The sequence below is a fragment of the Collinsella sp. AF19-1LB genome (assembly GCF_003459655.1).
In the GTDB taxonomy this organism is placed as follows: Bacteria; Actinomycetota; Coriobacteriia; order Coriobacteriales; family Coriobacteriaceae; genus Collinsella.
Genome location: NZ_QRWO01000003.1, coordinates 60,812 through 81,479, shown reverse-complemented (window position 1 = coordinate 81,479; position 20,668 = coordinate 60,812). Strand labels below are relative to the sequence as shown.

The following is a 20,668-nucleotide window of genomic DNA, read 5'->3' as shown; positions in this document are numbered from 1 at the left end:
CCACGCGGCGTGCCATCCCGTTCGTTATTTTAATGAGCCGAGTGCGCGAGTGGGAAGAGTCACGAGCATGGTCGTTCCGCGCTCCGAGCTCTCTTCGACCTCGATGGAGCCGCCGTGGAGTGCGGCAATCTCCCAGACCAGTGCAAGCCCCAGCCCCACGCCGCCATATGCCCTGCTGCGCGATTTGTCGACGCGAAAGAAGGGCTGAAAGATGCTCGTCTGGTATTGCTCGGGAATGCCCGGTCCCTGGTCGCGCACGCGTAGCAGCACGCGGTCGCCTTCGGCGCAGGCGTTGATTTGCACGGTCGAGTTGGGCGCGCTGTAGCGTATGGCGTTTTCGGTCAAGTTGAACAGCAACCGATAGATCAGCGTGTCGCTGCCGATCGTTTGCGCGTCGCCCTTACTTGTAAGCGTGATGTCTTTTCGCTCGGCAAGGGGTGCCAGGTCCGTGAGCACTTCTTCGATCATCGGCGCTAGGTCAATCACATCGTTGCAAGGGACACTGCGCAGCTCGCTCATCTCGAGCAGGGTCTTTGTCATGTGCGTCATTCGCTCGGTCTGCTCCTGCAGCAGCCCGAGCAGGCTCGCTGTATCGGCATCGACGTCGGGGCGCTCGGCGCAAAACAGCTCAACCTGGGCCTGCATGAGCGCAAGCGGCGTGCGCAGTTCGTGCGCCGCATTGCCCGTAAACTGTCTTTGTGCGGAAAATCCCTCGTCAAGGCGGGTAATCATGTCGTTAAACGACGCGCTGCAGCGCCTGAGTTCAGAGGGCACGTCCTCGCTGATTTTTGTGTCGGCGAGGTTGTCGGGCCGCACGCTCTCGACTTGCGTCGCAAAGAAGCGCAACGGCCGCAGCGCATGTCCGCTCACAAAGTAGGCCAGCACGCCGCCGAGCAGCGTCACCGCTGCAGTTATATACCAGCTCGTCGCGCCAAACGATTCTTGGGCGTCGTTCACGACGATGGTCAGCGCGTCGTCGAGCTCTTTGTTTGTCGGGTCAAATGAGCTGGGCGAGGCCGCCTCCACCTTGCTGTGCGCCGATAGTTCATTGCCGATCGAGTCCATGTAGCGCATGCCGGAGTAGCCAACCAGGCAATTCATAAGTACGCAGGTTGAACATATCAGCAGTGCCGTCATCAACGTGATGCGCCACTGCAGCGACAGCCGCTTCATTTGCCGTCCTCCATAACGTAGCCTTCGCCGATTCGGTTGCGGATGGGGTCGTGCCCCAACGCGCCGCGCAGCTTTTTGCGCAGCGACGAGATGTGCACGCGGGTCGCGTTGCTAAAGCTGTTGACGCTGCTGTCCCATACATGCTCGATAAGCTCTTCCTGGCTCACCGGCCGCCCCTGGTTAAGCATCAGGTATTCCAAGATGCCGGTCTCCTTGCGCGTGAGGGATAGGGTCTCGCCGCCCACGGAGGCGAGGCGCGCTTTGGTGTCAAAGCTCAACAATCCACAGGCTAGAACAACGTCGTTTTGCGTAAAGCGCCTGAGCGTGAGACTGCGTATGCGTGCCGCCAGCTCGTCAAGATGGAACGGCTTGGTGAGGTAGTCGTTGGCGCCCGCATCGAGCCCCGCTACCTTGTCGGAGACCTCGCCACGTGCCGAGAGCACGAGCACCTTGGTCTCGCAATCGGTAATTCTGAGTTGCCTGAGCACGGTCATGCCGTCGACATGGGGGAGATTGAGGTCGAGCACGACAAGATCAAAGGTCTCGACATCGAGCAGATCGAGGGCCTGCTGCCCGTCGTAGCAGCAGTCGACGCTATAGGCCAAGTTGCGCAGGCTGCGTGCGATCGCATCGCACAGCGCCCGCTCGTCCTCGACGACCAAGATGCGCATAACGTTCTCCTTGCATAGTCATTCACGCTTAACACGGATTTTATAGTCGGTATGGTCCAATGGGTCGCGAAACGAAAGGAGTGGTCAGATTGTTCAAAGCGATTAAGCCTGTGGCGCAGGTGGCTTTGCTGATCGTTGGGGTAGCCATGGTTGGCTTTGGAATTATGCGCGGCGAGGCAGATGCCGTGCTGGCCAAGGCAATCAGGCTGTGCTTGGAGTGTATCGGAATTGGATAAAAGAAAAAACACTGCATCGCATCTTTTGGCGAGATTCCGCGGATTGATTCAGGCGGCGGCGACGCTTGCGACCAATATTCACCTGCCTAACTTTGCCAAGGGCGGTATCTACCAGGGAGCCGGCAAAGCCGTCTGCGTGCCGGGGCTTAACTGCTACTCGTGTCCAGCGGCCTCGGGTGCGTGTCCCATCGGGTCGTTTCAGTCGGTGGTGGGCTCGTCTAAGTTTAGCTTTTCGTATTACGTCACCGGAACGCTCATTCTAATCGGCGTGCTGCTGGGACGTTTTGTATGCGGCTTTTTGTGCCCGTTTGGATGGCTGCAAGAGCTTTTGCATAAGATTCCCAGCAAGAAGCTCTCCACGAAAAAGCTCAAGCCGCTCACGTACATCAAGTATGCCGTGCTGCTGTTTGCCGTGGTGCTGCTGCCCGTCTTGGTGGTTAACGATGTGGGTATGGGCGACCCGTTCTTTTGCAAGTACATCTGTCCGCAAGGTGTGCTCGAGGGCGCGATTCCGCTGTCCATCATGAACGTGGGAATCCGCTCTGCGCTGGGAAAGCTCTTTACCTGGAAGCTCGCGATCCTCATTGTGGTTGCGGTGCTGAGCGTGCTGTTCTACCGCCCCTTCTGTAAATGGATTTGCCCCCTCGGCGCATTTTATGCACTCATGAACAAGGTGTCGTTGCTGGGGATTCAGGTTGACCAGTGCAAATGCGTCTCGTGCGGTAAGTGCGCCAAAGTGTGCCAGATGGACGTGGACGTTACGCGTACGCCCAACCATGCCGAGTGCATTCGTTGCGGCAAATGCGTGGGCGCATGCCCCGTCGATGCCATTAGCTTTCGCTACGGGCTGGGTGTGACGGGCGACAAACCAGCGCAGCCCGCGCAAGCCTGCGAAAACAAATAGGTACCTATATTAGTTTCGATATAAACGGAGGAACCATGAAACTGTCAAAAATTGCGGCTCTGTTGATGCTGCCCGTGCTGTCGCTGACTCTCGCGGCGTGCTCTGCGCCCAAGGGCGACGCGAAGGGTGCTACGAGCGGCGATGCGCAGATTGCCGAGCTCATAGCGCAAAAGCCGTCGAGCGCCGAGGAGGCGGCCAAGCTGTACCAGCAGCTGCTGCAAAAGGAAAACGAGATCTTTGCGAGCGATAACGCCCTATGGGAAAAGGTGTTCCTTGCGGCCAACAAAGACACTCCCATGATTGAGGACGGCAAGAACTACGGTGACTTCTTGCTCGATACCATCGAGGGCGCCAAGGATCAGTTTGCGGCTGACGAGCTTAAGACGCTTAAGGCCGGCGCGCAGCAGGTCAAGGAGATCGAGGACAAGCTCATGGCGCTGGAGAAGGAGTTCCCCGGATGTGGCAGCACGCCCGGCGAGGGGGAGAGTGTTGATGCCTCGACCGCAGGCATGACCAACGGCGAGAGCGGGGAGACGAAGTTCCCCAGCTTTAAGGGCAAGGACTTGGACGGCAACGATGTAAACAGCGACGAGCTGTTCTCCAAGAACAAGGTCACCGTCATGAACTTCTGGTTTACCACCTGCAAGCCGTGCGTGGGAGAGCTGGGCGATCTGGAGAAGCTCAACAAGGAGCTTGCCGAGAAGGGCGGCCAGGTCGTGGGCGTTAATTCCTTTACGCTCGATGGCAACAAAGACGAGGTGGCTGATGCCAAGGACGTGCTTTCCAAGAAGGGCGTGACGTATAAGAACATCTGCTTTAAGTCGGACAGCGAGGCCGGAAAGTTCACCTCCAACCTGTACTCGTTCCCGACCACCTACGTGATCGACCAGAACGGTAACATTGTGGGAGAGCCGATCATGGGCGGCATCAACTCCGCTGAGCAGCGCGAGGCGCTCAACAAACTGATCGATCAGGCACTCGCGAAGAGCGAACAGTAAGTCCGTGGGACAGACAACTGAAGGGGAGTCGCTGGAAACAGCGACTCTTTTTTCTGCTTCGGGGTAGCATCATGGGTATACGTCGAAAGGGCACGCAGCTTTTCGTGCATTGCCTGAGCGGTGCGCGAAGCAACCAAGCTGTGAGTTTTCTTAAGCGTTTGGGGTACGGCAGTGTCAAGAATATCGGCGGCATAAGCGGCTACACGGGAAAGGTGGTGCGTTGGCTATGAAGGTGGTTATCGTTGGAGGCGTCGCAGGCGGCGCATCGGCGGCCGCACGTTTGCGCAGACTCGACGAGCAGGCCCAAATTGTCATCTTTGAGCGCACGGGTTTTGTATCGTATGCCAACTGTGGGCTTCCGTACTACATTGGCGGCGTGATAGAAGAAGAGAGCGCATTGACGCTGCAGTCTCCCAAGGGCTTTTGGGACCGCTTTCGCATTGCGGTCAAGACGAGTCACGAGGTGTTTGCCATCCATCCCGATTCGCATACGGTCGAGGTTCGCAATATGCTGACGGGCGAGGAATTTGTCGAGACGTATGACAAGCTCATCCTGTCGCCGGGTGCAAAGCCGATTCGCCCTGCGTTGCCGGGCATCGACTCGGATAAAATCTTTAGCCTACGCACCGTTGAGGACACGCTGCGTATTCACAGCTATGTTCGAGAGCGGCGACCGAGCAGTGCCGTCGTGATCGGCGGCGGCTTCATTGGCGTCGAGACGGCGGAGAATCTGTGCGAGCTGGGGCTCCAGGTGACCCTTCTGCAGCGTCCCGTCCAGCTTATGAACAACCTGGATTACGACATGGCGACCCTTTTGCATGCCGAGGTGCGTGAGCACGGTATCGATCTGCGCCTCAAGGCCGATGTGACAGGTTTTGAGGAAGTTGATGGCCGCGTTGTCACCCATGTTGCGGGCGATGACCCTATCGGAGCCGATATGGTGCTGCTTGCCATTGGCGTGGCACCTGAGAGCCATCTGGCGCAAGAGGCGGGGCTCGAACTGGGCATCAAGGGGGCTATTGTGGTCAACGATCGCATGGAGACCTCTGCTGCCGACGTGTATGCCGTGGGCGATGCCGTGCAGGTCACGCATCAGGTGACCGGCGAGGACGCGGTCATTTCGCTCGCCGGCCCCGCCAACAAGCAGGGGCGTGTCGTCGCCGATGTCATAGCCGGCATGGACAGCTGCTACCTCGGATCGTTGGGCTCATCGGTTATCAAGGTATTCGACTTGACGGCGGCAAGCACGGGACTATCCGAAAAGGCAGCACACGCGGCGGGAATTGACTGCGACAGCGTGGTCCTGTCGCCCGGTTCGCATGCGGGTTATTATCCGGGTGCAACGCCCATGACCATGAAGGTTGTCTTCGAGAAGCAGGGATTGCGCCTGCTGGGTGCGCAAATCGTGGGCATCGATGGTGTGGACAAGCGTATCGACGTTCTGGCGACTGCCATCCAGGCAGGCATGCGCGGCGATAGGCTTAAGGATTTGGACCTAGCATACGCGCCGCCGTATTCATCGGCGAAGGATCCCGTCAATATGGCGGGCTTTATGATCGAGAACCTCAATCGCGGCATACTGGCGCAGTGGCATTGGGAGGATGAGCCCAACTTGCCACGCGATGGCAGCGTGCAGCTGCTCGATGTTCGTACGGAAGGGGAGTATGAGCGCGGGCATATCGATGGTTTCGTAAACATTCCCGTCGATGATCTGCGCAATCGCCTGGGCGAGCTCGACCGGGCCAAGCCGGTCTACGTGATTTGCCAGAGCGGCATTCGCAGCTACATTGCTTGCCGCATTTTGGCGCAGCATGGCTTTGAGTGCTTTAACTTCTCGGGCGGCTATCGCTTCTTTGCAGCCGTGACTGAGGCTCGCCGCGGCAGCGCTAACGTTATGCCGTGCGGGCTCGAAAAGTAGCGCGCATTGGAATGTGACAAAGTGACAGCCTCTTTGTCGCATCGGGGATGTTGTATGCGGGATGGTGCGCCATGCGGCGTGCTGTCCCGTTCGTTTTTTGGCGCGGTTCGTTACATTCCTCACTGGTATCGGCCAAAAATGAGGATAGAGTAGGACAAACGCGCCGAACGTGAACGGCGGGGGAGCGGGCGAGCGCGCCCGCGCGAGAGAGGTTGCCGTCCATGCTGGATCTCAGAGTTATTTGCAAAAGGTACGTTACGCAGTCGTTTACGCAGGTAGCGCTCGACAGCGTAAGCCTGTCTTTTCGCGATAACGAGTTTGTAGCCATCCTGGGTCCCTCGGGTTCGGGTAAAACTACGATGCTCAACGTCATCGGTGGACTCGATCATTTCGATTCGGGCGATCTGCTGATCGACGGCATCTCGACCAAGGACTTCAACGACCGCGATTGGGATGCCTATCGCAATAATCGCATCGGCTTTGTGTTCCAGAGCTATAACCTCATTCCGCATCAGACCATTTTGGAAAACGTGGAGCTGGCGCTTACGCTCACGGGCGTGGGGCGTGCCGAGCGCCGCCAGCGTGCGCGCAAGGCGCTCGAGGCAGTTGGCCTGGGCGAGCACGTTGACAAGCGCCCGAGCCAGCTTTCGGGCGGGCAGATGCAGCGCGTGGCCATTGCCCGCGCCTTGATCAACGACCCCGAGATTGTGCTGGCTGACGAGCCGACCGGCGCCTTGGACTCAACGACATCCGTACAGGTCATGGATTTGCTCAAGGATGTTGCGCGCGATCGTTTGGTCATCATGGTCACGCACAATCCCGAGTTGGCATACAGGTACGCCACGCGCATCGTCACCCTGGCGGACGGCAAGATCACCGACGATTCAGATCCCTTTGATGCTGCCGAGGCCGCGCGTCGCGAGGCCAAGCCCACGCGCAAAACCTCGATGAGCTTTGTAACGGCGCTGGGGCTTTCTGCCCGAAACCTCATGACCAAGAAGGGCCGTACGGCTATGACGGCCTTTGCAGGTTCGATTGGCATTATTGGCATCGCGGCGATTCTGGCGCTCTCCAATGGCGTAAACGGCTACATCAAAAAGGTCGAGGAGGACACACTCTCGAGCTACCCGCTTACGATTTCCAAACAAGATTACGACCTGTCGTCCATGATGGGCGGGCATAGGGCCACGGATGACGATACGTCCAAGAACGAGGGTTCGTCCGACGACGGCACCGACGGCAAGGCTCAGGGGACCGATAAGATCCCTGTGGTCACGGCCGTAAAGGATATGTTCGCAAGCGTTAAGTCCAACGACATGACGAGCTTTAAGGCATGGCTCGATGCCGGTGGCGACGGCATCGATAAAGAGGTCAACGCCATTCAGTACGGCTACGGCGTGACGCCGGTTGTCTATCGTGCCGGGAATGGCGATGAGAAGCCTGTCCGGCTGGTGCCCAACGCCATGACCGAGGCCATGAGCGGAGGCGCGAGCTCGGCGGCAACGGTGAGCATGGATTCCATGGGAACCTCGGTCTTTAACGAGATGATTGACGACCAGAGCCTGCTCGACAGCCAGTACGATGTCGTTGCCGGCCATTGGCCTACGTCCGCCAACGAGGCCGTGATGGTGCTTTCGAGCCGCGGAACGGTGGGCGACTACACGCTCTACAGTATCGGCGCGCTGGATATCGATGAGCTCAACGACCTGGTTAACAGTGCCATGACGGCCGACGGCAAGGTCAAGACGCCCAAGACCGGCAGCGACTTTACCTACGACGATGCACTGTCCACGACGTTTAAGGTGTTGTCGCCGGCCGATGCCTATCGCAAAAACGAAGAGACCGGCATGTGGACTGACATGTCTGGCGACGCCGACTTTATGAAAGCCAAGGTTGCCGACGGTATTGACGTGCGCATTGTGGGCGTGGTGCGACCCAACGAGACGGCAAACGCGAGCGCATTGTCCCCGGGCATTGTCTATACGCATGCGCTGACTCGCCAGCTTATGGAGCGTGCTGCCGATTCGCAGATTGTGCAGGAGCAGCTTGCCCACCCCGAGACGGATGTCTTTACGGGCAAAACCTTCGACGAGCTGCAGGGCGAAGCCAAGCAGGGCGTGGATTTGGGCAGTATGTTCAGCGTAGACGAGGCGGCACTGAAGAGCGCGTTCTCACTCGATACGTCTGCGCTCTCGGGCGCAGCCGGCGGTATGGACCTTTCTGGTCTCGACTTGTCCGGCCTGGACATTGACCTTTCGGGTGTTGGGAAGGACATCGACTTCGGCGACATCATGGCCAAAGCGCCGGCCCCAGATTTCTCGGGCATCTTTGATGGTCTTGAGCTCACGCCTGAGCAAATGCAGCAGGTGGGAGCACTTGCCAACCAGCTGTTTGAGGGCTTTATGCGCTCTGATCAGTTTAAGGCGCTGTCACCCGAAGACCTTAAAGACGCGTCAAAGCTCGCTGCCGCATTCTCGGCATATCTTGAGAATGATGCCGCAGCCCAGCAATACCTGGCTCAGCTCAGGGCGCTCGGCGGCGATGCCCTGGCCGAGCGTCTGCAGCAGGTGATGGGCGACTATGTGCAAAAGCAGCTGGCTCCGTATTTGCAGCAGTCTATGGATCAGGTGATGAAGGCGGTCAGCGAGCAGATTGCGACGACGGTATCAACCCAGCTCAAGGCGGGTGCGGCAGGGCTTACGGACCAAATGGCGACGCAGATGTCTTCGAGTTTTGCCAACTTGGCGAGCGCCATGCGCGTGGATGCGAACGCCTTTGCTCGCGCTATCCACTTTAACATGGACGCTGAGGACCTGAGTTCGCTCATGATGAGCTATGCCAAGGCGTCGAAGCTCACCTACGACAACAATCTGACCACGTTGGGCTATGCGGACGAGGCGGACCCCATTTCGGTCAAGATTTTCCCGCGCGACTTTGAGGCCAAGGAGCGCGTGCTCGATTACATCGATGCGTACAACAAGCAGGTCAAAGCCGCTGGTCACGATGAGCAGGCAATCTCGTATACCGACTACATGGGCATCATCATGGGCTCGGTGACCGACATCGTGAACACCATCAGCTTGGTGCTCATCTCATTCGTGAGTATCAGTTTGGTGGTGAGCTCCATCATGATCGGCATCATCACCTACATCAGCGTGCTGGAGCGCAAAAAGGAGATTGGCATCCTGCGCGCGATCGGCGCGTCAAAGCGCAACGTGACAAACGTATTTAATGCCGAGACCTTTATCGAAGGCCTCATTGCCGGCGTCTTTGCCATTGTCGTCGTGGTGGCCGTGAGCTTTCCGGTTAATGCCTGGGCGCTTGCGGCCAAGCAGGTGCCCAACCTGATGAGCCTGCCCGTTCAAGACGCGCTGATGCTCATTGTAATTTCGGTGCTGCTGACGGTCGTTGCCGGCCTGCTGCCGGCCCGCAGCGCATCCAAGAAGGATCCCGTGGAGGCCCTGCGCTCCGAATAATGCGACAAAGGGACAGCCCCTTTGTCACATTGGGGGCCCAATTACCGTTCGGCACGTTAAGGGTCCCCGCTCCCCGCTTAACACTTGACGAAGAATCTCCATCTTTATATACCTATCGGTAGGCATATAGGTTGCATTGCCGATAGAAACGGAGTAACCATGACTCTCATCGCACCAGCCGAAAAGGACCGCCCCCGTGAGAGCGGCGCATTTGCTTGGATTGTCGTTATTGCGCTCGGTTTAATGTCTGCGGGAACAACCGGCACCTACAGCATCATTGCCGGCTCATTCATCGCTCCTGTATGTGAAGACCTGGGCTTTGACTACACTTCTTTCTCTTTCTATTTCACCGCGATTCTTCTTGGCCTTGCGCTTGGGCTTCCGCTTTTGAGTCGTTTCATTCCAAAAGTAATCGGCAAACCATGGCATATTTGCGTTGAACTCGTCCTTATTGCCGCCGGCGCCGCAATGGCGTTCTACACCGAGGTCTGGATGTTCATCGTCTCCGCCGCAGTGATCGGCATCTGCTTTTCGTTCACAACGGGTGTCTGCATGTCCGATGTCATTGACCAATGGTTCAGTAAATCGTCTGGTCTTGCCATCGGCCTTGCGTGGGGCGTTAATTCTCTCTGCACGCTGCTATTGAGTCCTGTCATTACACTGGTCATCGAGCAGCAAGGCTGGCGTACGGGTTACATCGTACTTGCGGCCGTTTCTGCAGCCATGATATTGCCCACAAGCGCATTTATCATTCGCCTTAAGCCTTCTGATCGCAATATGCTTCCGTACGGAGAGACTACCTCCGAAACCCATGAGAGCTACAGCGCCGATGAAAAGGAAGATGTCTCTTCGGGCATGGCGCTCCGCGATGCCGCGAAAACGCCATCTTTTATTCTCTGCGCCCTTCTGCTCTGCGTGGCGCAACTCACCTGCTGCATGAACCAGCTGTTCCCGACCTATGCAAGCGAGGTCGGCTTCAATCCCATCGTGGGAAGCCTAATGGTTTCGGCGGCTTCGCTCTCCGATATTTTCCTAAATCCCTTCGTAGGCAAAACATGCGACAAGCTCGGTGCTATTAAAGCAACGGTCGCATGGACGGGAGTCAGCATTCTTTCATTCCTACTTCTCATCTTTGGCGGAAGCAACGAGACCGTTTCCATCATCGCGGCCGGCGTAAACGACGTCATGTTCGCCATCGTTGGAACTGCAATGCCGATGATTCTCCTCTCGCTCTTCGGATCACGCGATTTTGGAAGGATCTATTCGATTATATGCTCAGCGGGCTATGTTGTCGGAGCTTTCGGAATGCCAGTCATGATGAAGGTTTACGGTATGGCAGGGTCTTTCCAAGGAGTATTCGTCTTCTGTATCATCTGCAACCTTCTGATTGCGACATTTGCTTTAGTTTCCGGTATCCTCAATAAGACTACCGCGAAATAACCTGACCAACGAACTGCCCTTCAGCCCTGTCATTTGTCTCCGCAAGTTAAAACGAAATTGGGGCCGATTCCAACATAGCTGGAATCGGCCCCAATTTCTATTCAACAACTTTTGCAATCATCGCGAACACGGGTTTCGAACCATTCCGCGACCCCGCAAGTCGTCGCATCGCGCTTGCCAAGGTGCCTCTGTTATTACGCGCCTATTTAAACATGAGTTCGACGATCCCTGCCCAAACAGCCTTTTCATCGATGTCTTCATCTTGGGCAACGGTATTGCTCGCTCCCTCAAGTACGGTGTAAAGAATCTGCACGTACAGCATGACGTCTGTTTCATCGGAAAACGCGCCAATTTCTAGGCCATGGAGAAGGATGTCTTTAAGCGCGTCCATAGTTCGGTTGATCGCCGTTGCCTGACGTTCCTGAACTGCAGGGATTCGATTTGCCTGAATACTGACCTCGGCCAGCACGCGACGGCGCTTTTCATCACTACGATAGCCACCTATAACCGAATTGCCGAGCTCGATAAGCGCCGCCTTGAATCCGTCCCTATCGACTATTAGCGAGTAGTCGCGCTGATAGTCGATAGTCGGAAACATACTATCTAAGAGCGTGGTGAAAATATCCTCTTTAGAGGGAAAGTAGTAGTACACCGATGGCTTGGATATACCGACACGGTCGCAGATTTTTCCAATGGACGCCTTGTCGTAACCGACTTCTGCCACAAGATCATACATTGCGTCCAATATTTTTCCCTTTGTGCTCACGCTTCACTTCTCCATTGCAAATCACTTCCGCATTGCCAACATTATTAAGAATGGCAACGGAACATCAATTCGTGTCCAAACACGACCACTATAAACGGTGAACGGTAGGTATCGACAGGCGAATGGCAATTATACAAAAACACCTACCGAACGGTAGGTATAGTAGTACTATAGCTGGTGTAACCCCGCTATTGTCGCGGCCGGACAGCATTGCGGGAAACCCGACGGAAGGACCAACCATGTACGAGAACTATCGTATGCCGGGCGAGTTTGAGAAGCGCTCCAACGTCTATGTGACATGGCTTCCCGATTACATTCGCGCAGAGGGCTTCGATAATCGCCAGCCCTGCGTTGACGTAATTAAAGCTTTGCTTGAGTATGGCGACGTTACGGTCAATCTCAACTGTGGCACCCCCGGCTCCTACGAGGAAGCCTGCTCGCGCCTTAAAGAAGAAGGGGTGGATCTCGACCGTATCCAGATTACGCAGTTCGAAGACTCCAACTTCTACGTTCGCGACAACGGCCCCAGCATCATGGTCGACGACGAAGGCCATTCCTATATGGTCAACCCCGCTTGGACCTATTATGGCGTGTGGGACAAGAACTCCCCAGAGTGCCAGTCCGCACGCAGGGCAGCTGTTCACATGGCGGTTGCGCTCGGGTGCTTCGATATCGTCAATTCCGAAATGGTTTCGGAGGGCGGCGACCGCGAGTTTGACGGTCACGGCACCCTGATCGCCATCGAGGACACGGAATGCCGCAAGCGCAATCCCGAGTTCTCAAAAGAGGAAGTGGAGGCCGAGTACAAGCGCATCTACAACCTCAACAAGGTTATCTGGCTGCCGCAGCCTATGCTTGAGGACGACGACTATCGACTGGGCATCCTCGACGAGAAGGAAGATGGAACTCCTGTCTTCGGCATGAGCTTCGCCGCCCACATCGATGAGATGTGCCGCTTTATCACCCCGAACAAGATTCTTCTTGCCGAGGTATCCGATGAGGAGGCCGCCTCGAGCAAGGCGGGCGCGGAATCGCATCGTCGCATCGACGCCGCCTACGAGATTCTACGCGCCGAGACGGACTGGGAGGGCAAGCCCTTCGAAATCGTCCGCATGCCCACTGCCGAGCCGATCGAGGTTGTCATCGCTCCCGGCGACGAGGACTACGAGCTGTATAAGGGCTTCATCGACGAAATGGGCGGCAAGTTCATGGATGGCACCCCTTGGCCCGAAGGCCCCGTTCACTTTTATGCCGCAGCAAGCTACTGCAACTTCCTCATCTGCAACGGCGTCGTTCTTGGCCAGCGTTATTACCACGAAGGCATGAGCGAAGTCGTGAAGGAGAAGGACGAGCAGGCCAAGGCGGTTCTTGAGAGCTGCTTCCCCGATCGCAAGGTCATCATGATCGACTCTCTCGCGCTTAACCTGTCCGGCGGCGGCGTGCACTGCTGGACCAAGGACGTGGCCGCCAGCTGCTAGCAAGTTCTTAAACTTGCGCTGCCTGATCCAAGCGCCACATTTACAGTCCCCGAGGGATATCCGTGTTTCCCTCGGGGGCGCATTCGACACTTACCCATCAAACAATTGAAAGGAAATAGGCATGAACAACAGCCTTCGCGGTCGCGACTACCTCAACATCCACGATCTTTCCTCTGAGGATTTCCGTTACCTCATCGATCTTGCCTGGAACCTCAAGGCCCAGAAAAAGTCCGGTGTCGACCAGCGCTACTTCCCCGGCAAGAACGTTCTCGCCAACTTTGAGTGGGGCTCGACCCGCACTCGTTGCGCCTTTGAGACCTCTTGCAACGACCTGGGCATGGGCTTCACCTATCTGACCAACTCCCACATGGGCGATTGCGAGACCATCGAGGATGCCATGCGCGTCTTCAACGGCATGTATGATCTCATTGTCTATCGTGCACAAAAGGACGAGCAGTTCCTCTATGATGTCGCCGACTTGGTCGATATTCCAGTCATCAATGCCCTCACCCTCGGCGATCACCCGACCCAGATGCTCGCTGACGCTCTCACGATGGAGGAGCAGTGGGGTGGTCTGCGCACGAGCCGTGGCAAGAAGATGGCCTTCGTTGGCAACTGCGCCGGCGCCCCCGTGTGGTATGGCCGTCTGTGCGCGATGCTCGACATGGACTTCCTCGCCATCGGCCCCGACGACCTCCGTCACCAGATGTGCAAGGAAATGATCGAGGAGGTTGAGGCCTGCTACGCCAAGTACGCGCCTAACAGGACCTTCACCATCACCTCTGACCTTGATGCTCTGGACGGTGTCGACGTAATCGTTACCGAGGAGTGGCGCTACATCAACCCCGAGTGCGGCGACGAGGTTCTGGACCCTGACGACTACAACTCTTGGCTTGGCGACGCCGAGTCCCTGTACCCCTATCGCGTCACCAGTGAGCTGTGCAAGCGCACCAACAACCCCGACATCTTCTGCATGCACGAGCTCCCCTCTGTTCACAACGCAAATCACCGCGTTGGCAAGATGTTGCTCGACCAGTGCAAGAACGACCTGCATCGTGAAATCATCACCGAGGGCTTTGAGATTGCGGACGAGTGCTTTGAGGCCAACGCGTCGGTCATCTTCCGTGAGGCAGAGAACCGTCAGCACACCATCAAGGCCGTTATGTGCGCCCTTCTGGGTCTCTAGGAGCTGTATCAATGGAAAATGCAAAGTTAAAGAGCAGCAAGGTTTACGCATGGGTTCTCGTGATCGCGCTCGGCCTCATGTCTGCCGGTACGACCGGATCCTATAGCGTAATCGCTGGCTCCTTCGTCGCGCCCGTGTGCGAGGAGTTCGGATTTGACTACTCCATCTTCTCGTATTACTTCACTGCAACGCTCATTGGTCTTGCAGCGGCTCTTCCGTTTGTCGGAAAACTCATCCCCAAGGTTGTTGGCAAGTTTTGGCTCCCCGTCGTCGAGCTTATTCTGCTCGCCGCTGGCGCAGGCATGGCCTTCTACACCGAAGTCTGGATGTTCATCGCAGCTGGTGCTTTGATTGGCGTTTGCTTCGCCTTCACTACCGGCGTCGCCATGTCCGATGTTATTGACCAGTGGTTCAAAAAATCTGGCGGCCTGGCAATTGGTCTCGCTTGGGCAGTGAACTCGATTTACATGCTCATCATGAGTCCCGTCATCACCTCTGTCATTGAGGCTGCTGGCTGGAGGACTGGTTATCTGGTGCTCGCTGGCGTCTCCGCCGTGCTCATTCTTCCCGCTTCCATCCTGATTATCCGCTATAAGCCCCAGGACAAGGGCATGCTGCCCTATGGCTATGTCGAAGGCGAGACGGTCGCCGAGACCGAGGAGACGACCGAGGATAGTGCACGTGGCGTTAGCTACGCACGCGCTATTAAGTCGCCTGCATTCTTTTTCTGCATCGGCTTCCTCTGCCTCGTTCAGCTTACTTGCTGCATGAACCAGCTGTTCCCCACCTATGCCGCCGAGGTCGGCTTTAGCCCCATGGTGGGTGGCTTCATGGTTTCCGCCGCATCGCTGTTCGACCTGTTCCTCAACCCGATCGTCGGTACCACTTGCGATAAGTTTGGCAGCACCAAGGCCATTCTGAGCTGGCTCGCCGTCTCGATTCTCTCCTTTGTCATGCTCATGATGAGCAGCGGCAACTCGACGCTCAGCATTCTTGCTGCCGGCGTTAACGACGTCATGTACGTCATCGCCGGCACCGCTCTGACCGTTTTGGTGATGGACGTCTTTGGCTCCCGTGACTTTGGTCGCATCTTCGCGCTCATCTGCTCCGTGGGCTATATCGTCGGCGCCTTTGGCATGCCCGTCATGATGAAGGTATACGAGCTTGTCGGCTCCTTCCAGGGCGTTTTCATCTTCTGTATTGCATGCAACGTCATCATCGGTCTGTTCTTGCTGCTGGCAAAGAAGACTGGTAAGAGCCTCTCTTGGGACGAATAGTTCGATTCGTCTTAGTCATACGCTGTAGGAGTTAATCTGCAGCAGCTTTAGGGCATCGGCTAACGCCGGTGCCCTTTTTCATGGAATGTGACAAAGGGACAGTCCTTTTGTCACATTGGGCGCCTAGCTCGTTTTGCCCATCAATGTAATGCGGACGCTTGGATGGGTGTACTCGTCAAACTCGTCCTCGGGATCCGTATCAAACGAGTAATACGTTTTGATGGGGTTGTCACTCGTCCTGATGGAGATTCTCTCGTAGAGCGAACCGTTCAAAAAAGCCTGCCTAAACTCTTCGGGGAGCTTTTGCGGTGCTAGGAGCTCGGGACTCACGGTCTTGACGTCTACGGTTTGGACGACAGAGGAAAGTTCGTCCAAGTCGAGCTCGATGCGGGCGAGGTTGTCCTCAAGGCTCGCGTCGGGGTCGATCTCTGCTATGTAACTCACTTCCTTGAGCGTTCCCTTGTTGTCGAAATCCAGGTACGTATAGGTCTTCTGGGTATCGGAGTCGCCGTCGTGAAGGTAGCCGCGGACGTGATAGCCGTAATCTTGATATCGCTCGTAAGGGTCATCGGCGGACACGTACTCGCATGCGGGTCCTAGCGTCTTGCGGGCGATGGCAATTTGCTCGGCCGCGGCCGCGGCGTTCTCCTGCATCTCGATGTTTCCCTGCGCCAGCTGCGGGATATAGGCACCGCACACGATCGCGAGGGGCAGCGCCACAAGCGCGATGATCCACTTTTTTGCACGGGGGATAGGCACGCTATAGGCCTCCGCCATGGCCTTTGCGTTAGCGAAGCTCTCGGTAAGCACGTCCGCTGCGGTGGCGACGGCGCCTACGGCAGCGGCGACTTCTGCCGCGCCGCCCAAGTTGCGCGCGGTCTCGTTGTCGCTGTTCTTGAGTAGGCGCGCGGCGGCCTGCGTGCCAATAACGCCTGCGATTTGTGCCGTGCGGTCTTTCTCGGACTGCTCGACGGCGAGTCGGTGCTGCATTTCCTTCCACTGCTTGCCGCGCATGCCAAAGCGCGGCGCGAGCGCGCAATAGCAGAAGATGATGAGCTCGATGGCGGTGAGCGCCAGGGCGGCCATCATGCCCGTCTCCTGGAAGCCTTCGTGATGGAAGACGATGTCGTCAATCATTTCGAAGGGAATGATCAAAAAAGGCAGCACAAACGCCATGGCAAGCGCCGCACCGGCAACCTTGGGACAGATGCAGTATCGCTGGATGCGCTTGCGTTCTTGTTCGGAAAGTGTAGCCATAGCTGGTCCTTGGTGTCGTGGCGGTCGTTGCGGCGCATGGGGCGCGGGGCGCATCAGTTTGAGCTAGCGCTGGATAAGAACATAGAGCAAGATGCTCATCGCGATGAGCAAGAAGCCTGCGATGTTAAACATCAGTGTGGCAAAGTTGCCCACGATGGGGCGTTCGACATAGCTTTTGTCTGGGTTGCCGGGGTTGTAGTACACGGTCATTTGGCTACCGAGGGGCCAAAGCTGCTCCGCGAGGGTGCCTAGGCTGGCGATGGGGCCTGTCTGCACGTGCAGCCAGCCCTTGGCGTCTTCGTAGGCGGTGGCTTGCGTGCGGATGGGGAGTCCCGACAAGCTTTTGGTCTTTATGCCACGGAATTGTTTTTTCGCGCGGTATTGCGTGCCGTCGACGGTGTATTCCAAAACGGGATTCATTCTGCCTTCACCCATAAAGCGATGGTCGATGACCGTCCCCATGGTCACGGCGGTACAGGCCTTGGCTTTCTTGCGGGCGGCGGCCTTCATGAGCATGCTCGCTCCGATAAACAGGATGCCGATGCCTCCAACCGAGATGAGCGCGAGTAGAGATATCTGCGAGGTGGTCACGGCGTTCTCCTTTGGCGCGATACCGTCATATGTGACCCAGTATAGAGAATCCCGCCATCGATGAGCTATTGCGGGGGGGGGGGTCAATTCTGAATGTGACAAATGGACTGCTCCTTTGTCACATCGGGGACTGCGGAATCGAGGTCTAATACTTTTCCCGAGAAGTGAACGAGTGAAAACGGACTCCCGAAGCATCGACACTTTTGGCGTGCAATTTCCTGCGGTTTTGCCAGTCAAATCCTGCGGTTTTGACGCCTAAAAATGTCAATGCTTCGGGGGTCCAAATACAGCCGTTCACTTCTCGGGAAAAGTATTAGACCTCGAAATATGGGCGGCGTTCGCGAACGGCAACTAGCTTGCGTCCGGTAGCCGGCACTTGGGGCAAAGGGACTGCCCTTTTGCCCCTTCACCATTGCATCGTATCTGGTGTGGAAAAAATATCGCCTGCGTTCTCGCGCCTGCGAAGAGTTCCTGAACCGCTTGAATGGGATGTGACAAAGGGACAGTCCCTTTGTCACATTGATTTGAGAATGGATGTTGATGTATTTATCGCTGGCCCCTATGGAGGGGATTACCGGGCATGTGTTCCGTCGCGTGCATGCGGAGTGCTTCGGCGCGCTCGATTGTTATTACACGCCGTTTTTGCCGCCGCCGCGGGTGGGCAATCGCTTTGGCGGCAAGGCGTTTAAAGAGGTCGATCCTGCCAACAACCAGGGACTTAACGTGGTGCCCCAGCTGATGTCCAAGAATGCGGACGAGTTTGTGTGGGCGGCGCAGGTGCTTGCCGATATGGGCTACCGCGAGGTCAACCTCAACCTTGGCTGCCCTTCGGGTACGGTGGTCGCGAAGGGCAAGGGTTCGGGCTTTCTGCGCAATTTGGATGAGCTCGAGGTGTTCTTGAGCGACGTGTGCGAACGCTCGCCCTTGCCGGTGTCGGTCAAGACCAGGTTGGGGTTGGAAAGCGACGACGAGTACAAGCGCGTGCTCGACCTCTACTGTCGCATGCCGTTAGCAGAGCTGATTGTGCACCCGCGCGTGCAAAAGGACCGTTATACGGGCTCGCCGCGCAAAGAGTTTTACGGCGAGACGCTGGAGCGGGCGCCGTTCCCCGTGGCCTATAACGGCGACATCTTTGATCTTGAGGACATGGATGCGCTGGTGGAAGCCTATCCCGGAACACGCCACGTAATGTTGGGGCGCGGCTTGCTTGCGAATCCCGCGCTGGCTCGCATGGTTAAGGGCGGCCCTGCCGCCACCGCCGCTGAGCTGCAACGCTTCCACGACATGCTGTTTGCGGCTTATGCGGACGAGATTGGGGGCAACGCGGTCTTTCGCATGAAAGAGTGGTGGTTCTACGCCAAATGCGCCTTCGCCGATCCCGCGACCGTTCACAAGCTCGTTCGCAAGACCAAAAAGGTCGATGAATACCGCGCTGCTGTCGAGCGCGTCTTTCGCGAGCAGCCGCTTGCGCCCGCTGCCCGCTTTTGCGGCTAAATGTGGGCGTTGGGGACGTTCTTAAACGACTATGTTGCAAAAAGCTGTACGTCAGCATCCAAAGATGTCGGAAAATGTCGACTTTGGATGCTGACGTACATGTTTGAAGGCGGTATCGCCCTCGTTATCCGACGACTTGGACGGCAAGTGCGTCCAATACACGTTCCGCGTCGGCGTCGATCAGGATGCTCCGATCGGCGATTTCTGCCGGAGCGACTGCCTCGCCAAAATTGACGCACGCGTACGTAGCGCGCTCATTTTTGGCAGTCATCTGCCAAAACGGATACTTGATGATGACGGGCGTATTGCCGCCTACGCCAAGCTCAAAGAACAGAATGCGCATATTGCTGTGGCGGCGCAGGAAATCCTGGTAGCGATCGGCCGCAGCATACCAGCCCCTATCCTGCACAAACGTATCGTCGGCGCGCAGGTTCATCGTAAGCGGGGAACCACAGTGGGGACAACGGGGCACAAGTGCAGACGGAATGCGCAGGTCCTGTTGGGCGCCGACCATGCAGTTTACAAGTCCTTCGTTATCCCACGTTTCCTGGCAGCAGGGCTTGCTGCACTGGAATAGGCCATAGTCGCCCTGCGTGTAAAAGAGCCGCTGCTTATCAAAGCCGACGCGCTGGAAGCAGTGGTCTACGTTTGTGGTCAGCACAAAGTAATCGCGGTCGCGCAGTAGGTCCAGGAGCTGCTCATAGACCGGTTTGGGTATGGGGTCATATCGGTTGCACTCAATATAGCGGCTCCAAAATGCCCAGTATTCCTCGAGCGAGTCGTAGGGGTAGAAGCCGCCGGAGTACATGTCAGCAAAGCCGTAGCGTGCAGCGAAGTCGCCAAAGAGCTTCTCGAAGCGTTCGCCCGAATAGGTATAGCCAGCCGCGGTGGAAAGACCCGCGCCGGCACCGATTATCACGGCGTCGGATGCATCGAGTGCGGCTTGGAGCTTAGCGATCTGTTTGGAGAAGCTCACGGTAGATTGATTCGTCAGACGCGAGAAATACATTGAAGATCACCTTAAGGTTGGAGTCGTTATGGTCTAGATGATGACGAACGGTATCGACGGCAACGCGCGCGGCGGCTTGCTGGGGATAGCCAAAGACGCCCGTCGAGATGCAGCAGAATGCAAGCGTGTCGAGCCCTTGGCGTGTCGCTTCGTCCAGACAGCTGGTGTAGCAACGGCGTAGTAGCAATTCTTCGCGCGGGCCGGGCTTATGGCTGGGCACGATGGGGCCGACGGTGTGAAAGATGTGGCTGCTCGGCAGGTTAAACGCTGGCGTGACCTTAACGCGTGCGGTCGGTTCCTCATGCCCCTGCTTACACATGAGGTTGGCGCACGTCAGACGTAGCTGCATGCCGGCGTATGTGTGGATGGCGTTGTCGATGCAGTGGTGCCCCGGCACAAAGCAGCCGAGCATTTGGCTGTTGGCGGCGTTGGCGATGGCGTCGGCTTTAAGCAGTGTGATGTCACCGCGCCAGACGGCAACGTGATTGCGGTAGGGGAGTGCGCCGGCATCGGTCGCTCCGCCGCGCTCAACAATTCGCTGATGCAGGTAGGCGTCCTGGATGTCGAGGGTTTCTGTCGTAAGCGCTTCGGGCGGCCGCACGTTCATAAGGGCTCTGAGCAAATCACGCTGCTCGTCGGCTCCGGCAGGAACGGCAACGTCGCGTCCATCCGGTCGCTCATCGAGCAATGCGTTGATAAGCCAAACACGACGCTCGGCTTGATTCATGGCTGGCCTCCTGTCCAATTGATTCGGGTGTGTCTGACAGTAGTGTGCAGCCTGGATCGTTTTTAAA

Annotated in this window: 17 protein-coding genes; 10 read left to right on the top strand and 7 right to left on the bottom strand. The window is 57.0% G+C overall.

All coding sequences use genetic code 11. The features are described 5' to 3' along the window. Window positions 1-24: 24 nt before the first annotated feature. Together DWX39_RS01740 and DWX39_RS01735 are read right to left on the bottom strand one after the other, a co-directional pair. Entirely contained in the window at window positions 25-1,173 is a 1,149-nt protein-coding gene (locus DWX39_RS01740; protein ID WP_117758290.1) for a cell wall metabolism sensor histidine kinase WalK, read from the bottom strand. Next, on the bottom strand, window positions 1,170-1,844 hold the full coding sequence (locus DWX39_RS01735; protein ID WP_117758289.1) for a response regulator transcription factor: 675 nt from the start codon (window positions 1,842-1,844) through the stop codon (window positions 1,170-1,172). The genes DWX39_RS01740 and DWX39_RS01735 overlap by 4 nt, the downstream gene beginning before the upstream one ends. An 89-nt stretch (window positions 1,845-1,933) precedes the next feature. On the opposite strand from DWX39_RS01735, the gene DWX39_RS01730 reads away from it, so the two are divergent. The 6 genes from DWX39_RS01730 (at window position 1,934) to DWX39_RS01705 (ending at window position 10,816) form a co-directional block, all read left to right on the top strand. Beyond that, window positions 1,934-2,080, top strand: coding sequence for a CD1871A family CXXC motif-containing protein (locus tag DWX39_RS01730; RefSeq protein ID WP_197032826.1), 147 nt, complete (start codon window positions 1,934-1,936; stop codon window positions 2,078-2,080). Then, entirely contained in the window at window positions 2,073-2,984 is a 912-nt protein-coding gene (locus DWX39_RS01725; protein ID WP_117758288.1) for a 4Fe-4S binding protein, read from the top strand. The genes DWX39_RS01730 and DWX39_RS01725 overlap by 8 nt, the downstream gene beginning before the upstream one ends. Window positions 2,985-3,019: 35 nt before the next feature. After that, complete coding sequence (locus tag DWX39_RS01720; RefSeq protein ID WP_117758287.1) at window positions 3,020-3,982, top strand: redoxin domain-containing protein; 963 nt, start codon at window positions 3,020-3,022, stop codon at window positions 3,980-3,982. A 226-nt stretch (window positions 3,983-4,208) separates the two neighbouring features. Continuing rightward, on the top strand, window positions 4,209-5,900 hold the full coding sequence (locus DWX39_RS01715) for an FAD-dependent oxidoreductase (RefSeq protein WP_117758286.1): 1,692 nt from the start codon (window positions 4,209-4,211) through the stop codon (window positions 5,898-5,900). Between the two features lie 221 nt (window positions 5,901-6,121). Then, the gene (locus DWX39_RS01710) at window positions 6,122-9,376 is read left to right on the top strand and encodes an ABC transporter ATP-binding protein/permease (protein ID WP_117758285.1); all 3,255 of its coding nucleotides are present in this window, start codon (window positions 6,122-6,124) and stop codon (window positions 9,374-9,376) included. Between the two features lie 159 nt (window positions 9,377-9,535). Then, entirely contained in the window at window positions 9,536-10,816 is a 1,281-nt protein-coding gene (locus tag DWX39_RS01705; RefSeq protein ID WP_117635845.1) for an MFS transporter, read from the top strand. Window positions 10,817-11,018: 202 nt separating this feature from the next. Here DWX39_RS01705 and DWX39_RS01700 read toward each other — a convergent pair whose 3' ends face one another. After that, the gene (locus DWX39_RS01700) at window positions 11,019-11,582 is read right to left on the bottom strand and encodes a TetR/AcrR family transcriptional regulator (protein WP_117563584.1); all 564 of its coding nucleotides are present in this window, start codon (window positions 11,580-11,582) and stop codon (window positions 11,019-11,021) included. Window positions 11,583-11,821: 239 nt separating this feature from the next. Here DWX39_RS01700 and DWX39_RS01695 point away from each other — a divergent pair, with 239 nt between their 5' ends. From DWX39_RS01695 to DWX39_RS01685, 3 genes are all read left to right on the top strand, one after another. Further along, entirely contained in the window at window positions 11,822-13,060 is a 1,239-nt protein-coding gene (locus DWX39_RS01695) for an agmatine/peptidylarginine deiminase (protein WP_117635844.1), read from the top strand. 121 nt (window positions 13,061-13,181) lie between these two features. Further along, the gene (locus DWX39_RS01690) at window positions 13,182-14,246 is read left to right on the top strand and encodes an ornithine carbamoyltransferase (protein ID WP_117635843.1); all 1,065 of its coding nucleotides are present in this window, start codon (window positions 13,182-13,184) and stop codon (window positions 14,244-14,246) included. A gap of 11 nt (window positions 14,247-14,257) precedes the next feature. Continuing rightward, on the top strand, window positions 14,258-15,523 hold the full coding sequence (locus tag DWX39_RS01685; RefSeq protein ID WP_117635842.1) for an MFS transporter: 1,266 nt from the start codon (window positions 14,258-14,260) through the stop codon (window positions 15,521-15,523). A 123-nt stretch (window positions 15,524-15,646) separates the two neighbouring features. Here the strand turns inward: DWX39_RS01685 and DWX39_RS01680 are convergent, their stop codons facing one another. After that, on the bottom strand, window positions 15,647-16,780 hold the full coding sequence (locus tag DWX39_RS01680; protein ID WP_117758284.1) for a hypothetical protein: 1,134 nt from the start codon (window positions 16,778-16,780) through the stop codon (window positions 15,647-15,649). 63 nt (window positions 16,781-16,843) lie between these two features. Further along, window positions 16,844-17,371 (bottom strand): DUF3592 domain-containing protein, encoded by a 528-nt coding sequence (locus DWX39_RS01675; protein WP_117833463.1) that lies wholly within the window; start codon window positions 17,369-17,371, stop codon window positions 16,844-16,846. A 540-nt stretch (window positions 17,372-17,911) separates the two neighbouring features. On the opposite strand from DWX39_RS01675, the gene DWX39_RS01665 reads away from it, so the two are divergent. Continuing rightward, window positions 17,912-18,865 carry a tRNA-dihydrouridine synthase gene (locus tag DWX39_RS01665; protein ID WP_117758282.1) on the top strand — a complete coding sequence of 318 codons (954 nt, stop codon included), beginning with the start codon at window positions 17,912-17,914 and terminating at the stop codon, window positions 18,863-18,865. Between the two features lie 124 nt (window positions 18,866-18,989). Here the strand turns inward: DWX39_RS01665 and DWX39_RS01660 are convergent, their stop codons facing one another. Both DWX39_RS01660 and DWX39_RS01655 read right to left on the bottom strand, forming a co-directional pair. Beyond that, entirely contained in the window at window positions 18,990-19,874 is an 885-nt protein-coding gene (locus DWX39_RS01660) for a Sir2 silent information regulator family NAD-dependent deacetylase (RefSeq protein WP_117758281.1), read from the bottom strand. After that, window positions 19,816-20,601 carry a protein-ADP-ribose hydrolase gene (locus tag DWX39_RS01655; protein WP_117758280.1) on the bottom strand — a complete coding sequence of 262 codons (786 nt, stop codon included), beginning with the start codon at window positions 20,599-20,601 and terminating at the stop codon, window positions 19,816-19,818. Before DWX39_RS01655 ends, DWX39_RS01660 begins: the two co-directional genes overlap by 59 nt. Window positions 20,602-20,668: the final 67 nt, after the last annotated feature.

Coding starts and splice junctions, on each gene's coding strand:
- DWX39_RS01740 (WP_117758290.1), bottom strand. CDS start 1,173: ATGAAGCGGCTGTCGCTGCAGTGGCGCATCACGTTGATGACGGCACTG.
- DWX39_RS01665 (WP_117758282.1), top strand. CDS start 17,912: ATGTATTTATCGCTGGCCCCTATGGAGGGGATTACCGGGCATGTGTTC.
- DWX39_RS01660 (WP_117758281.1), bottom strand. CDS start 19,874: ATGTATTTCTCGCGTCTGACGAATCAATCTACCGTGAGCTTCTCCAAA.
- DWX39_RS01685 (WP_117635842.1), top strand. CDS start 14,258: ATGGAAAATGCAAAGTTAAAGAGCAGCAAGGTTTACGCATGGGTTCTC.
- DWX39_RS01690 (WP_117635843.1), top strand. CDS start 13,182: ATGAACAACAGCCTTCGCGGTCGCGACTACCTCAACATCCACGATCTT.
- DWX39_RS01710 (WP_117758285.1), top strand. CDS start 6,122: ATGCTGGATCTCAGAGTTATTTGCAAAAGGTACGTTACGCAGTCGTTT.
- DWX39_RS01655 (WP_117758280.1), bottom strand. CDS start 20,601: ATGAATCAAGCCGAGCGTCGTGTTTGGCTTATCAACGCATTGCTCGAT.
- DWX39_RS01720 (WP_117758287.1), top strand. CDS start 3,020: ATGAAACTGTCAAAAATTGCGGCTCTGTTGATGCTGCCCGTGCTGTCG.
- DWX39_RS01680 (WP_117758284.1), bottom strand. CDS start 16,780: ATGGCTACACTTTCCGAACAAGAACGCAAGCGCATCCAGCGATACTGC.
- DWX39_RS01695 (WP_117635844.1), top strand. CDS start 11,822: ATGTACGAGAACTATCGTATGCCGGGCGAGTTTGAGAAGCGCTCCAAC.
- DWX39_RS01715 (WP_117758286.1), top strand. CDS start 4,209: ATGAAGGTGGTTATCGTTGGAGGCGTCGCAGGCGGCGCATCGGCGGCC.
- DWX39_RS01735 (WP_117758289.1), bottom strand. CDS start 1,844: ATGCGCATCTTGGTCGTCGAGGACGAGCGGGCGCTGTGCGATGCGATC.
- DWX39_RS01705 (WP_117635845.1), top strand. CDS start 9,536: ATGACTCTCATCGCACCAGCCGAAAAGGACCGCCCCCGTGAGAGCGGC.